Raw genomic sequence first — 13,319 nt, 5'->3', positions numbered from 1 at the left:
TCGCGCGCTCAGGCGCGGTGGGCCGACCGGTGGGCACGGGTCCTGGCCGCAGCGGCTCCGCGGGGTGTTCCCGCGGTGCCGCTAGTCCTCCGCGGTGATGCCCAGGCCCGCCGCGGCCGAGATGCCCTCCAGGTACCCCATGGCCCGTTCGGACTTCGGGTACCGGTGCACGAGCAGCCAGAAGTCCTTGCCGTGGCCGGGCACCTCGAGGTGCGCCAGCTCGTGCACCAGCACGTAGTCGAGCACCCAAGCGGGCACGTCCCGCAGGCGTTCGCTGATCCGGATCGTGCCCTCGCTCGGCGTGCACGACGCCCACCGCGTCCGCATCGGCGGCACCCACCGCACGCTGCTGGGCCGCACGCCGTTCAGGTAGCGGTCCGCCAGCTCCTCGCACCGGGCCAGCAACGCCGCGTCGGACGTGCGCGTCGGCGAACGCCTGCGGGTCTCGCTGCGCTGGAGGCGGCTCAGCATCTCCGCGACCCAGTGCTTCTCCTCGCTCTTGGTCATACGGGCCGGCAGCAGGACGACGACCGTGTCCCCTTCGCGGTACGCGCTCACCATGCGACGGCGCCGGGCGCTGCGCCGCACCTCCACCTGCGGTTCGGGCATGGCGTTCACGGTAAGGCCAGGGACCGACAATCCGCGGCGGCCAAGCGGCGGCGTGTGGAGGGACGGCCCAGCAGATTCCGCCGAAAGGCGGCTGGACACGCTGGACGCGGCGTGCAGCGGACCGGGGTTTGCGGAGGTAGCGTGCAGCGCAACCCCCGAGTGTGGCGCAAATCGCGCCGGACTCTCGAAACAAGGGAGGAAGCCGTGGCCGAGACCTACAACGGCTACTGCGTCAAGTGCCGTGAGAAGCGGGACTTCACGGGCGAGGTGCACGAGAGCAACAACCGCAGGATGGCCAAGGGCAAGTGCCCGGTCTGCGGAACCACGGTGACCCGGATCCTCGGCAAGGCGAAGGTCTGACCCCCCGACGGGCGGCCGGGCTGCGGACGCCCGGCCGCCCGTCAAGGCCCTTCGTGTCTTCTGTGGACAACCGGTAAGCCTGTGGACAGGCGTTTTGCCATACCGCCGACTGTGGGCAGGCTGCCGGTGTGGACCTCCCCAACCGCCCAAGGGTGCTGCCCGGCCTGCCGCTGCTGCGCCGCCGGGACGACGTCGTGCAGATCGGCACCGACCCCCGACACGCCATGCTGGTCGAGGACGTGCCCGAGCCCATGTCGTCCGTGCTGCTCGGCCTCACCGGCCAGCACACCCTGTCCGACCTGCGGGAACGGCTCGACGGCCACGGTGACCAGGCGGCCGAGTTCACCGGCGTCCTGCACGGTCTGGCGCGCGCCGGCCTGGTCGAGGAATCGGTGCCCGCGCCGCACGCCCGGCTGACCGCGGAGGTGACGGGCTGGGCGCTGCGCACCCGTCGTTCCGCGGTCCGGCTGCCTGCCGCCCGTGCCGCCAGATCCGTCGTCGTGCACGGCGAGGGGCGGCTCGCGGTGACCGTCGCGGCGCTCCTGGCGGCCTCCGGTGTGGCACACGTTCGGGTGATAGCCCGGGGACGCGTCGGGCCTGAGGACACCGGATCGGGCTACATCGAGTCGGACATCGGTCGGATGCGCGCCGACGCCGCCCGGGACGCGGTCCGGCGGGCGTGCGGCTCCGTGCGGCCGGTGGGTCGTGGCACGGATCTGGTGGTGTTGGCCGACGCGTTGGTGCCCGCCCCGGAGTTGCTGCACGAACTCGCCTCCGCCCGCACCCCGCACCTCGCCGTGCGGGTTCGCGAAGGGTTGGGCGTGGTGGGTCCGCTGGTGGTGCCGGGCCGCAGCAGCTGCCTGAGGTGCGCGGACCGCCACCAGGCCGACCTGGACCCGGCGTGGCCGCTGATAGCCGCCCAACTCGTGGACCGGCCGCAGCACGCCGATCTGGCCACCGTCACGGCCACCGCGGGTGTCGCGGTGGGCCAGGCGTTGCTGGCTCTGGACCATTCGGAGGAGTCCTCGACCAGGCCGCCGACCTGGGACGCGACACTGGAGGTCGACGCGTTCACCGGCTCGGTGGAGCACCGGATCGCGCCGGTGCACCCGCGTTGCGAGTGCCGTTCCGCGCTGTGATCCACCCTCAGGGAGGCCTGTGTAGGTTTTGGGTGGTGGCGGGCATTGCCGCGACCACGCGAACGGTCGGGGAGGAGAATCACCGGGTGAGCGAGATCCCACGGAAGGCAGCGCACCGCACCGCCAAGCTGGCCAGCCTTCCCCTCGGGGTGGCGGGCCGCGTGGTGGGCGGCTGGGGGAAGCGCCTTGCAGGCCGCAGTTCCGAAGAGGTCAACGCCGAGATGACGGCGAAGACCGCGGAACAGGTTTTCGCGGTCCTCGGGCAGCTCAAGGGCGGTGCGATGAAGTTCGGCCAGGCCTTGAGCGTGTTCGAGGCCGCGGTGCCGGACGAGCTCGCGGGGCCGTACCGCGAGGCGTTGACCAAGCTCCAGACGTCCGCACCGCCGATGCCGATCCGCACCGTGCACCGCGTGCTGACCGAGCAGCTGGGTTCGGCGTGGACGAAGCGTTTCTCGTCGTTCGACGACTCGCCCGCCGCATCGGCGAGCATCGGGCAGGTGCACCGGGCGGTGTGGCACGACGGCCGCGACGTGGCGGTGAAGGTGCAGTACCCGGGCGCGGACGAGGCGTTGCAGGCCGATCTGAAGCAACTGCTGCGGTTCAGCCGGGTCTTCCAGGTGATGGCGCCGGGGATCGAGGTGAAGCCGCTCCTGGAGGAACTGCGGGACCGCTACCTGGAGGAGTTGGACTACCGGACCGAGGCGGACAACCAGCGGATCTTCGCCAAGGCGTTCGACGGTGACGACCGGGTGTCCGTGCCGCGGGTGGTGGCCAGCTCGCCGAAGGTGATGGTCACCGAGTGGACCGAGGGCACGCTGCTGTCCAAGATCATCCGTGACGGCGACCGGGCCGATCGGGACCTGGCCGGGCAGTTGCTGTCGGAGTTCCACTTCTCCGCGCCGAGCCGGTCCGGCTTGCTGCACGCCGACCCGCACCCCGGCAACTTCATGCTCGGTTCGGACGGGCGGCTGCGGGTGATCGACTTCGGCGCGGTCGCGCGGCTGCCCGACGGGCTGCCCAAGACGCTCGGCGTGATCACCAGGATGGCGCTGGAAGGTCGGTCGGAGGACCTGGTGGAGCTGTTCCGGGCGGAGCGGTTCATCCGCCCCGGGACGGAGATGGATCCCGAAGACCTGATGAACTACCTGGGGCCGTTCGTCGAGCCGCTGCGGACCGAGACGTTCCACTTCACCCGCAAGTGGCTGCAGTCCGAGGCGGAGCGCGTGAGCGACTTCCAGAACCCGGAGTCGCAAGCCGGGAGGTGGTTGAACCTGCCCCCGCAGTACCTGCTTATCCACAGGGTCACGCTCGGCGCGACGGGCATCCTCTGCCAGCTCGACGCGAACGTGCAGGCCAGGGCCATTGTGGCGCGGTGGCAGCCGGGCTTCGACGACTGAGTTGTCCACAGCACGCCGACTTGTCCACAGATCACCGACGGCCCATGGCCCGGTCCCCGGAACCCCCGGAAGATCGACCCATGGACCAAGTGATCAAGGCGACGGACCTGAGGGCCACCGGCGTGCCGGGCTACGTGATCGACCTGAAGTGCCGCCCCGGCGGGCCGTGGCAGCGCATCCTGCCGGGTGTGCTGCTGCTCGGCGCCGGCCCGCCGACCAGGGCGCAGCGCGTGCGTGCGGCCTTGGCCTACGCGGGGCCGGGCACGGTGGTCACGGGCATGGACGCGCTCCACGCCCACGGCCTCCGTGCCCTACCGCCGCCGGCGCGGATACACCTGCTGCAACCGGCGGCCAGTCGCCGCTCCGGCGCCGACCAGGTGCTGCTGGAACGCACCACCAGACCGCCGGCCGTGGTCTTCCGGGACGGCCTGCCGCTGGCCGAGCCGAACCGGGCGGTGGTCGATGCCGCCCGGCACGAGCCGGACGCCCTGCGCCAACACCACATGCTGGCGACAGCGGTCCGGTCGGGCCTGTGCACGGTCGACGGTCTGACGGCGGAGCTGAACGCGGGCAACAGGCGAGGCTCGGCCACCGCCAGATCGGCATTACGCCTGCTGTCCGCCCTGCTCCGTTGACCACCGGCCACCACACCCGACCTCCCACCACCACGCCCGGTGGGCACGGTGGCTGGTCGTCACGGCGGCATGTGCTGGTCACCGCGCCGCGTTCGTCACCGCAGGCGAGGTAGCCACTGTGGGGGTGTGCGGGTCGCCGGGACCCGGTCGTCAGCGGGACCAGTAGTCGCTGGGCAGCTTGCCCTCGATGTCCCGGACATGGGCTCGCGCGCAGTCGGGGCACAGCCACCGGTCGACTCCGCGTTCCCGCTCGCGCACCCACGCCAACAGCGCGGCCGGATCGGTCACCGAGGACCGCGTCCGACCACACCTGGCGCAGGCGTCGGTCACGGCTTGCGGCCGAGGTACACGGTGTTGGCGATCAGCATGAACACGTCGTCGCGCAGCCCGAGAAAGGCTGGGTCCTGCGGGTCGAGCAGTTGCCGGACGGTGCGGCGGTCGGCGGGGTGCAGCAGGTCGCCGGCGGCCTCCTCGTACCACTCCAGGTGGTTGACCGCCCAGTCGCGCACCGCCTGCTTGGCCGGCGCGGGGTGGTCGATGAGGTAGCTGAACGCCGTCACGTCCACGAGACCGGCGTCGGCGAGCGCGAGGTTCCAGCCGCCGTGCATGGGAACGGCGCCGGTGATGTTCTCCCGCATCCGCACGAACCACTGGGCACGGGCGGCGATCAGCCGATCCTGCAAACCGGGGTCGCCGACCCCCAGGTCGAACGGGAGGAACTTGCCCGACAACCCGCCTTCGGCGAGCGCCAACCACCCACCGGGCGCGACCGCCTCGACCAACCCGGACACCGCCGCACGCTGATCAGGGAGGTGATGCACCACGTTCGACGCCCACACCAGCTGGGCGGCCCCGGCGATCTCGGCCGGCCGTTCGGTGGCCAGGTCGGCGAGGACCGGCCGGATGCGCACGGTCGCCCTGGTCGTGTCGGTCTCGTAGGTGGCGGCCGACCGGGCCGACCCCGTCGCGGCGTCCAGCATCTCGGGCACCGCGTCGACCAGGACGACCTGGCCGCCACCGCGAGCGGACAGGGCTTCGACCAGCGCCACGCTCATCCCACCCGTGCCGCAGCCCACGTCCAGCACGGTCGGGTTGTCGGGGAGGGTGTGGACGAGTCTGCGCGCGACCACGCGGTGGGCCTCGGCGTCCAGCTCGTCGGCATGGCGCCGTGCCTTCAGCTGGGACGACCAGTCGATCCCGTCGTGGGTATGGGCATGGTTGTGTGAGTGAACGGCCACAAGTCGCACCGTACCCAGAACGGGCGAAACCCTCCCACCGAAATCCCGCCGCCCCAACGGGATGGCGTGCCGGATTGCCGTACGCCGAGTGCCGTGCGCCCGTTATCTCCGCCCACGCGATACAGCGCGGCCCTCCATCCCCGCGTGGGCGGGGATGGAGGGCCGCGGCGTGCATCAGATCGCGTGAGCCTTCAGAGCGGCCCTGCGCTGGGCCCATCCGGCCAGCCGGCGCCACCTGCGGGCGACGACGAGCCGGTGGGCCAGCCGATGCTGTCGCGCGAATATCTCCGCGTCATACATTCGGGATCTGGCAAGATTTTCTTCGAGCAGCATGGGGTTCCCCTTGGGGTTCACTTCGGTGAGCATCGTTTCGTCAGTGGTGGATCGGTACGTGGTCACGCGGCGGCCTCCTGGTCGTTAGCCCCCCGGACAACGGTCGCGGCAGGCGCCGCGGGCACAACGGTCGCGGCAGGCGCCGCGGGCACAACGGTCGCGGCAGGCGCCGCGGGCACAACGGTCGCGGCAGGTGCCGCGGGCACAACGGGTGCTGCGTCCTTGCGCGGACGTCCACGGGGACGCTTCCGCGCGATCACAGCTCCGCGCTCGAAGATCTCGCCACCCCAGACCCCCCAGGGCTCGTGGCGGGCGATCGCGCCCGCCAGGCACTCGGCGATCACGGGGCAGGTGGCGCAGAACTTCTTCGCCTCCTCCAACTCCGCCGGCGCGTCGGCGAACCACAGGTCAGGGTTGTTGGTACGGCAAGGAAGCTCCAAGCCGGCGTCGGGCGCGGTGTCGATCAGGGATGCGACTCCGGCTCCGACGAACTCCGACTCGGTGGACAACGTCCCGTTTATGGGGACGGTCACGGTCAACATCAGTGGACTCCTGTCACGGTCTTGCATGGGGTTCGGTGGTGCGACTGCGTACGGCAAAACGGGTTTGAACAGCACAAAGGCCGCGGATCCGGTTACGGGTCCGCGGCCTTTGTGAGCTTCGTGGCCTGACTACGAGGTGGTCAGGTACTTCGCTCTCGCGCGGACGGCGCAACGTTCTCAGTCGGGACAAAGGTCGACGCGTGCAGCGCCGGCAGCTGAATCAGCTGAACTCGCTCGCCGCCCCAACCGAGGGCGTGGCGATCGCGGGCAGACTTCTCCCCCGCGACACGAGCAGCGCCGGACACCAGGTCCACCCCGGACATCAGGTAACCGGGCGTCTCGAAGCACATGAGAGTGTTCACCACCGGTCACCTCCTCGGGCGTCCTGTTGTCGACTGCAAGCTCTTGAATCCCCAGCGGGCGCATCGCGCCCGGCCTGAGCAGGTTATGACTCGGCGCACGGCAGGTGCAACCGGTTTTTCCAAATAACTGTCGATCGAGTGAAGATTCCGCGTTTGCCCTGCACAGAGGCTAGGACGCGAACACTCGTCCGGACCAGTCCGCCCGCCGGCGGGACAGCCGCGTCACCGCCGGCCGATCACGGCCCGCGGGCAGCGCCGGTGGATCAGTCCGCTCGTCAACGCCCGCCGCGCACGAGGGCCAGGACGTCGTCGCCGAAGCGGTCGAGCTTGGCGGCGCCGATGCCGGAGATCGACACCAGCCCGGCGACGTCCTCGGGCCGCTGCTCGGCGATGGCGACCAGGGTCGCGTCGGTGAACACCACGTACGCCGGCACCTTCAGCTCACGCGCCCGGTCCGCCCGCCACGCCCTCAACTTGCCCAACAACTCCTCGTCCACGTCCGACGGGCACGAGGAGCACCGGCTGAGCTTGACCGCCCGCGCGTCGACCAACGCCGACCCGCACACCCGGCACTGCGGCTTGGGCCGCTTCTGCAGCGGCTCGCGCTTGGCCGCCCGCGACGCCGGGTGGTCCTCCGGCACCAGCCCGTGGAGGAACCGGCTGCGCCGCCGATAACGACGTCCGCCGGACGCACGCGCCAACGCCCACGACATCCACAAGTGCACGCGGGCGCGCGTCACGCCCACGTACAGCAACCGCCGCTCTTCCTCGATCGCCGCGTCGTCGCCGTCCGCGTGCTGGATCGGCAGCGTGCCCTCGACCAGTCCGACCAGGAACACCGCGTCCCACTCCAGCCCCTTCGCCGCGTGCAGGGACGCGAGCGTCACGCCCTCCACGGTCGGCGGGTGCTGGGCCTCGGCGCGCAGGTCGAGTTCGGCGACGAACTTCGGCAGGTCCGCGCCGTCGACCGCGGTGACCAGTTCCTCCGCCAGCTCGACCAGCGCGAGCAGGGACTCCCACTTCTCCCGCGCCGACCCGCCGGCGGGCGGCTCGTCGGTCAGGCCGATCCCGGCCAGCACCTCCCGCACCACCTTCGGCAACTCGCCGGTCGGCTCGTGCGCCACCGCCGACCGCAGCGCGGCCATCGCCTGCCGCACCTCGGCCCGTTGGAAGAACCGCTCGCCGCCGCGCACCTGGTACGGCACGCCCACTTCGGCCAGCGCCTGCTCGAAGACCTCCGACTGCGCGTTGACCCGGTAGAGCACGGCGATCTCGCTCGCCGCCACGCCCTCGTCCAGCAGCGCCTTCACCCGCTGGGCGACCGCCGCGGCCTCCAGCGGCTCGTCGTCGAACTCGGTGAACGACGGTCGCGGACCGTCCGGCCGCTGACCGATCAGCCGCAGCCGCGACCCGGCGGGGCGATCGCGCGCCCACTTGATCACTTCGTTGGCGAGGCCAACGACCTGCGGGGTGGACCGGTAGTCGCGCTCCAGCCGCACCACGACGGCCTCGGGGAACCGGCGCTGGAAGTCGAGCAGCGGACGCGGTGAGGCGCCCGCGAAGGAGTAGATGGTCTGGTTCGCGTCGCCGACCACGGTGAGGTCGTCGCGCGCGCCCAACCACGCGTTCAGCACACGCTGCTGCAGCGGTGTGACGTCCTGGTACTCGTCCACCACGAAGCACCGGTACCGGTCGCGGAACTCCTCGGCGACCTCGCCGTGCTCCTCCAGCGCCGCCGCCGTGTGCAGGAGCAGGTCGTCGAAGTCGAGCAGCTGCGCCTGGTTCTTCAGCTCCTCGTACGTCCGGTAGACCTGCACGACCTGCTCGACGGGCGCGGGCGTGTCCCGGCTGGTGCGGCCGGCTTCGACCGGGTAGTCCTCGGGCGAGATCAGCGACGCCTTCGACCACTCGATCTCGCCCGCCAGGTCGCGCAGCGAATCGGACTCGGTGGACAGCCCCGCCCGGTTGGCGGCCTGCGCGACCAGCCGCAGCTTGTTCCGGTCGATCAGCTGCCACTGCTCGCCGCCGACCACCCTGGGCCAGAAGTACCGGAGCTGGCGCAGCGCGGCGGCGTGGAACGTGCGGGCCTGCGCGCCGTGCGCGCCGAGCGCCCGCAACCGGGTCCGCATCTCACCCGCGGCACGTGCGGTGAACGTGACGGCGAGGACTTGACCAGCGGAAACGTGCCCACGTTGGACCAGGTAGGCGATCCGGTGCGTGATCGTCCGGGTCTTGCCGGTGCCGGCCCCCGCGAGCACGCACACCGGGCCGCGCGGAGCTTCCACGGCGGCACGCTGTTCCGGGTCCAGTCCCTCCAGCAGCCGGTCCATGCGCTGCATCCTCGCAGAGCACAGCGAGTCCTCCCGTGATGGGGCGACACGGCGCGCCGTATCCTGGTGGGTATGGCTGGTAAGCAGGACAAGGCGGCTGCCAAGGCGGCCTCCAAGGAAGCGGCGAAGGCTCGGCGCGCGGCATCGAAGGCGAAGCGCAGCCAGATCTTCGAGGCGTTCAAGATGCAGCGCCGCGAGGACAAGGCGCTCGTGCCGTTGATGCTGGCGTGCCTGCTCGGCGCGACGGCCGCGGCGTTCCTGATCGGCCTCATCTGGGACATGCACTGGGTGCTGCTGCCGATGGGCATCGCGGTGGGCGCGCTGCTCGCCGTCATCGTGTTCGGCCGCCGGGTGCAGCGCACCGTGTACGCGAAGGCGGACGGGCAGCCGGGCGCGGCGGCGTGGGCGCTGGACAACCTGCGCGGCAAGTGGCGGGTCACCCAGGCGGTCGCGGGCACGACGAGCGGTGACATGGTGCACCGGGTGCTCGGCCGGCCGGGCGTGGTGCTGGTCGCCGAGGGCGCGCCGCACCGGGTCAAGGGCCTGCTCGCGCAGGAGAAGAAGCGGGTGGCGCGCGTGGTCGGCGAGACGCCGATCTACGACCTCGTCGTGGGCACGGAGGAAGGCCAGGTCCCGCTGCGCAAGCTGCAGGGCCACCTGATGAAGCTGCCGCGCAACATCTCGACCGCCCAGGTCGACACGATCGACAACCGGCTCGCCGCGCTGGCCAGCCGTGGCGCGGCACTGCCCAAGGGCCCGATGCCCCAGGGCGCCAAGATGCGCAACGTGCAGCGCGCCATGCGCCGCCGCTGACCTCCCGACCCCGCGCGAGTCGTCCACTCGGACACCGCGAGTCGTCCACTCCGGCACCGTGAACCGCACACCGCGGCACGGTGCCGGAGTCGTTCTCGTGCCAGGAGTCGTTCCGGGCCGCAGTCGCTCTTGACCGCGGCCCAGTCTCAGCAGTTCACGCGGCCGGCGCGGTCAGCGGACGCGGATGACGACCGTGCCCGCCGCCTTGTCGTGCAGACCCCGACCGTCGGCGTCCCACACCACCGCCGGGATGATGAGGAAGATCAGCACCGTCCGCAGGGCGGCCCGGGGCACGCCGACGACGCCCGCGCCGTCCAGCCGGGCGACCCGCAGCCCGAACAGCGCGTGACCAGGGGTGAAGCCGAAGAAGCCGACGCCGACGACGGTGATGGCGAACCAGGCCAGCAGGCTCCAGTTCTGCGGCAGGTCGGGCATCGTGAACAGGCCCGCGACACCCGCCGAGAGCAGGAAGTCGACCAGGATCGCGAACGCCCGCCGACCGGTGGACGCGATCGAGCCGGGGCCCGACTGCGACAGTCCGAGACGTTCACCACGCCATCGCTGCCCGGTACCGTCACCGGAGTCGGCGCCGGGCTCCAGCGCCGAGCGAGGTCCAGACAGCCACGAACCGGTCCACTTGCTCACCCCACCAGAGTAAGGGCCGTGCTCAGCGGGTGAGGAGCGGCGGCCGGGTTGCCCGGCTCGGGCACCCCGTTAACACTGGCGAAACACCGGGGTGATGGCTGGGCAACAACACGGTCATAGTTTCGCCACGATGGCCGGCCGCACACCGCAGCGGCGTAGAACCACGCCCCCACCGCAGCAGAGGAGTCGACGAGGGTGTTCAAGAATCCCGACGAGGTCCTGAAGTTCATTTCCGACGAGGGCGTGAAGTTCGTCGACGTCCGCTTCAGCGACCTGCCCGGCGTGATGCAGCACTTCACGCTCCCCGCCTCCGCGTTCGACGCCGACGCCATCGCCGAGGGCCTCGCGTTCGACGGCTCGTCGGTCCGCGGCTTCCAGTCGATCCACGAGTCGGACATGCTGCTGCTGCCCGACCTGTTCACCGCGCGCCTCGACCCGTTCCGGATCGAGAAGACGCTGTGCGTCAACTTCTTCGTGCACGACCCGTTCACGCGTGAGGCCTACAGCCGCGACCCGCGCAACATCGCGCGCAAGGCCGAGCAGTACATCACCGAGTCGGGCATCGCGGACACCGCGTACTTCGGCGCCGAGGCCGAGTTCTACATCTTCGACTCGATCCGCTTCGACACCACCGCGAACGCCTCCTTCCACGAGATCGACGCGATCTCGGGCGCCTGGAACACCGGCCGCGAGGAAGAGGGCGGCAACCGCGGCTACAAGGTCAAGTACAAGGGCGGCTACTTCCCCGTCACGCCGACCGACCACTACGCCGACCTGCGCGACAAGATGGTCCTCAACATGCAGGACCAGGGCTTCACCGTCGAGCGCGCGCACCACGAGGTGGGCACCGGCGGCCAGGCCGAGATCAACTACAGGTTCAACACGCTGCTGCACGCCGCGGACGACCTGATGCTGTTCAAGTACATCATCAAGAACACCGCGTGGCAGGCCGGCAAGACCGTCACGTTCATGCCGAAGCCGCTGTTCGGCGACAACGGCTCGGGCATGCACACGCACCAGTCGCTGTGGAAGGACGGCCAGCCGCTGTTCCACGACGAGTCCGGTTACGCGGGCCTGTCGGACATGGCGCGGCACTACATCGGCGGCATCCTGCACCACGCCCCGTCGCTGCTGGCGTTCACCAACCCCACGGTGAACTCGTACCACCGCCTCGTGCCGGGCTACGAGGCCCCGGTGTCGCTGGTCTACTCCCAGCGCAACCGGTCGGCTTGCGTGCGCATCCCGATCACCGGCAACAACCCGAAGGCCAAGCGCATCGAGTTCCGCTGCCCCGACTCGTCGGGCAACCCGTACCTCGCCTTCTCGGCGATGGTCATGGCGGGCCTCGACGGCGTGAAGAACAAGATCGAGCCGGCGGCCCCGATCGACAAGGACCTCTACGAGCTGCCGCCCGAGGAGGCCCGCGACGTCAAGCAGGTGCCGGCCACCCTCGACGCGGTGCTGGACAACCTCGAGGCGGACCACGAGTTCCTGCTGGAGGGCGGCGTCTTCACGCCGGACGTCATCGACACCTGGATCTCGTACAAGCGCGAGCAGGAGATCGACCCCCTCCGCCTGCGCCCGAACCCGTACGAGTTCGCGCTGTACTACGACGTGTGATCGGCGCGGGGCTTGACCAGCCGTTCCACGGTTGAAGCCCCGCGCAGGCCGTCTCCGGGCCGTGTGAGCTGGAGAGGCCGTCCGGATCGGAGGCCGAGGGCCGGGTGACTACCACAGTCACCCGGCCCTCGGTCGTTCTCGCGAAACGCCCTTCAACCCCCGGGACTGACCACGCCGAAGCCCTCGGGATCAGGTCCTGGTCAGCCTGCGCACCACGGCCAGGCCGTCCGGCGTCCCCGGCCAGAGTTCCGCAGCCACAACCGGACGCGGGCGGGGCGGGGGACGCGGTCGTCCCGGGCCAGGCGGGTGACCAGGCGCAGGACGTCGGGTAGCAGGCGGATCGCCAGGGCCAGGGCGTTGCTGCCCCGCGGTCGGATCAGGAACAGGCCCAGGAGCAGCACCGACCACAGGCCCAGCAGACCCAGCGCCACGCCGAGGAGGACGTCCACCTACTTCGGGATCGGGACGCCGGTGACGGTCACCTCACCACCGGTCGGCGCCAGCTGACCGATGATCCCGGAGAACGTCAGCGAGAACGTCGTCCCGGCCGCGCTCGCCGTCCGGTCCAGCACCACGAAACCGTTGATGGCCGAGTTCTTCCCGATCGACGCCGGCCACCGGCTGGTCGACAGGGACGCGGCGTACTCGCGCTCCGCGTCGTCCACCGCCGAGATCGACACGACCGGCAGGTCCATCTTCGAGGTGCTGGCGTTGATCGCGGTGACGAAGACCTTCAGCCGGCCGCCCTCGTTCTCGACCTTGGTGACCTCCACGGTCAGCAGGCCCCGCGCCTGCTTCCACGACCCGCTGACGGTCTTGGTCTCCGCGCTGGGCGGCGCGTCGTCGTCCGAAGGCGAGGAGGAGGTCGGGGCCGACCCCACGGCGCCGTCCAGGCTGACCGGTTCATCAGCGGACGAGGACGGGGACGACGGCGTCGTCGGGACCGTCGAAGGGGTTTCGCGCAGGGTGACGCTCAAGGGGCCGACACCGACCGTGCCGGCGGTCACCGCCTGGATGACACCGAGCAGCACCAGCACGCCGAGCATGACCATGCCGACCTTCAGTACCGCGCTGCTCTTCTTGCGGTGGGTCTGGTTCTCGTCGTCCATGACGTCCTTCGTCCGGGCGCACGCGTGCGAACGGGAAGATCCCCCATTAGTGTCGACAGTCTCGACATACGGAACACCAATAGTCAATGCGCAGCGGCCCTGAATCGACCCTGCGTAGCCCTCAGTGGACACACCGTCGACACCGGGGCTGCCCATGCACCGGTCGTGGCCGCCGGTTAGGGTCACG

The 13,319-nt window shown here is 70.7% G+C and carries 16 protein-coding genes; 6 read left to right on the top strand and 10 right to left on the bottom strand.

Annotation, left to right across the window (positions count from 1 at the left end; genetic code table 11):
• Nucleotides 1-81: 81 nt before the first annotated feature.
• Nucleotides 82-609, bottom strand: coding sequence for a M48 metallopeptidase family protein (locus ACRAKI_RS04860; RefSeq protein ID WP_447005849.1), 528 nt, complete (start codon nt 607-609; stop codon nt 82-84).
• 204 nt (nt 610-813) lie between these two features.
• Here ACRAKI_RS04860 and ACRAKI_RS04855 point away from each other — a divergent pair, with 204 nt between their 5' ends.
• The 4 genes from ACRAKI_RS04855 (at nt 814) to ACRAKI_RS04840 (ending at nt 4,140) form a co-directional block, all read left to right on the top strand.
• Entirely contained in the window at nt 814-969 is a 156-nt protein-coding gene (locus ACRAKI_RS04855) for a DUF5679 domain-containing protein (protein WP_015098458.1), read from the top strand.
• A 128-nt stretch (nt 970-1,097) separates the two neighbouring features.
• The gene (locus ACRAKI_RS04850; RefSeq protein ID WP_447005848.1) at nt 1,098-2,108 is read left to right on the top strand and encodes a TOMM precursor leader peptide-binding protein; all 1,011 of its coding nucleotides are present in this window, start codon (nt 1,098-1,100) and stop codon (nt 2,106-2,108) included.
• 86 nt (nt 2,109-2,194) lie between these two features.
• Nucleotides 2,195-3,505: an ABC1 kinase family protein gene (locus tag ACRAKI_RS04845; RefSeq protein WP_447005847.1), complete on the top strand. Its 1,311-nt coding sequence runs from the start codon at nt 2,195-2,197 to the stop codon at nt 3,503-3,505.
• 80 nt (nt 3,506-3,585) lie between these two features.
• Nucleotides 3,586-4,140 carry a hypothetical protein gene (locus ACRAKI_RS04840; RefSeq protein ID WP_447005846.1) on the top strand — a complete coding sequence of 185 codons (555 nt, stop codon included), beginning with the start codon at nt 3,586-3,588 and terminating at the stop codon, nt 4,138-4,140.
• Nucleotides 4,141-4,290: 150 nt separating this feature from the next.
• Here ACRAKI_RS04840 and ACRAKI_RS04835 read toward each other — a convergent pair whose 3' ends face one another.
• The 6 genes from ACRAKI_RS04835 to ACRAKI_RS04810 all read right to left on the bottom strand — a co-directional run bounded on the left by ACRAKI_RS04835 (nt 4,291) and on the right by ACRAKI_RS04810 (nt 8,954).
• Entirely contained in the window at nt 4,291-4,428 is a 138-nt protein-coding gene (locus tag ACRAKI_RS04835) for a hypothetical protein (RefSeq protein ID WP_447005845.1), read from the bottom strand.
• 38 nt (nt 4,429-4,466) lie between these two features.
• Nucleotides 4,467-5,378: a class I SAM-dependent methyltransferase gene (locus tag ACRAKI_RS04830; protein ID WP_447005844.1), complete on the bottom strand. Its 912-nt coding sequence runs from the start codon at nt 5,376-5,378 to the stop codon at nt 4,467-4,469.
• A gap of 174 nt (nt 5,379-5,552) precedes the next feature.
• On the bottom strand, nt 5,553-5,777 hold the full coding sequence (locus ACRAKI_RS04825) for a hypothetical protein (protein WP_447005843.1): 225 nt from the start codon (nt 5,775-5,777) through the stop codon (nt 5,553-5,555).
• Nucleotides 5,774-6,253, bottom strand: coding sequence for a WhiB family transcriptional regulator (locus tag ACRAKI_RS04820; RefSeq protein ID WP_447005842.1), 480 nt, complete (start codon nt 6,251-6,253; stop codon nt 5,774-5,776). The genes ACRAKI_RS04825 and ACRAKI_RS04820 overlap by 4 nt, the downstream gene beginning before the upstream one ends.
• Nucleotides 6,254-6,393: 140 nt before the next feature.
• Nucleotides 6,394-6,615 (bottom strand): hypothetical protein, encoded by a 222-nt coding sequence (locus ACRAKI_RS04815; protein WP_447005841.1) that lies wholly within the window; start codon nt 6,613-6,615, stop codon nt 6,394-6,396.
• A gap of 275 nt (nt 6,616-6,890) precedes the next feature.
• Nucleotides 6,891-8,954, bottom strand: a complete 2,064-nt coding sequence (locus tag ACRAKI_RS04810) for an ATP-dependent DNA helicase UvrD2 (protein WP_447005840.1) — start codon at nt 8,952-8,954, stop codon at nt 6,891-6,893.
• Between the two features lie 63 nt (nt 8,955-9,017).
• On the opposite strand from ACRAKI_RS04810, the gene ACRAKI_RS04805 reads away from it, so the two are divergent.
• Nucleotides 9,018-9,758 (top strand): DUF4191 domain-containing protein, encoded by a 741-nt coding sequence (locus ACRAKI_RS04805; RefSeq protein WP_447005839.1) that lies wholly within the window; start codon nt 9,018-9,020, stop codon nt 9,756-9,758.
• 171 nt (nt 9,759-9,929) lie between these two features.
• On the opposite strand, the gene ACRAKI_RS04800 is transcribed toward ACRAKI_RS04805, so the two are convergent.
• Nucleotides 9,930-10,403, bottom strand: a complete 474-nt coding sequence (locus ACRAKI_RS04800) for an RDD family protein (RefSeq protein WP_447005838.1) — start codon at nt 10,401-10,403, stop codon at nt 9,930-9,932.
• Between the two features lie 195 nt (nt 10,404-10,598).
• Between ACRAKI_RS04800 and glnA the strand changes: the two genes are divergently transcribed.
• On the top strand, nt 10,599-12,023 hold the full coding sequence (gene glnA / locus ACRAKI_RS04795; RefSeq protein ID WP_447005837.1) for a type I glutamate--ammonia ligase: 1,425 nt from the start codon (nt 10,599-10,601) through the stop codon (nt 12,021-12,023).
• Nucleotides 12,024-12,223: 200 nt separating this feature from the next.
• Here glnA and ACRAKI_RS04790 read toward each other — a convergent pair whose 3' ends face one another.
• Together ACRAKI_RS04790 and ACRAKI_RS04785 are read right to left on the bottom strand one after the other, a co-directional pair.
• Nucleotides 12,224-12,472, bottom strand: coding sequence for a hypothetical protein (locus ACRAKI_RS04790; RefSeq protein ID WP_447005836.1), 249 nt, complete (start codon nt 12,470-12,472; stop codon nt 12,224-12,226).
• Nucleotides 12,473-13,132 carry a hypothetical protein gene (locus tag ACRAKI_RS04785; RefSeq protein ID WP_447005835.1) on the bottom strand — a complete coding sequence of 220 codons (660 nt, stop codon included), beginning with the start codon at nt 13,130-13,132 and terminating at the stop codon, nt 12,473-12,475.
• Nucleotides 13,133-13,319: the final 187 nt, after the last annotated feature.

Source organism: Saccharothrix isguenensis (assembly GCF_052936305.1).
Note: the sequence above shows the minus strand (reverse complement) of the source record. Positions and strands in the feature narration are given on the sequence as shown.

Bases quoted from the DNA above. Each gene is read 5' to 3' on its own strand.
- ACRAKI_RS04805 (WP_447005839.1), top strand. From the start codon at position 9,018: ATGGCTGGTAAGCAGGACAAGGCGGCTGCCAAGGCGGCCTCCAAGGAA.
- ACRAKI_RS04840 (WP_447005846.1), top strand. From the start codon at position 3,586: ATGGACCAAGTGATCAAGGCGACGGACCTGAGGGCCACCGGCGTGCCG.
- ACRAKI_RS04860 (WP_447005849.1), bottom strand. From the start codon at position 609: ATGCCCGAACCGCAGGTGGAGGTGCGGCGCAGCGCCCGGCGCCGTCGC.
- ACRAKI_RS04785 (WP_447005835.1), bottom strand. From the start codon at position 13,132: ATGGACGACGAGAACCAGACCCACCGCAAGAAGAGCAGCGCGGTACTG.
- ACRAKI_RS04810 (WP_447005840.1), bottom strand. From the start codon at position 8,954: ATGCAGCGCATGGACCGGCTGCTGGAGGGACTGGACCCGGAACAGCGT.
- ACRAKI_RS04820 (WP_447005842.1), bottom strand. From the start codon at position 6,253: ATGTTGACCGTGACCGTCCCCATAAACGGGACGTTGTCCACCGAGTCG.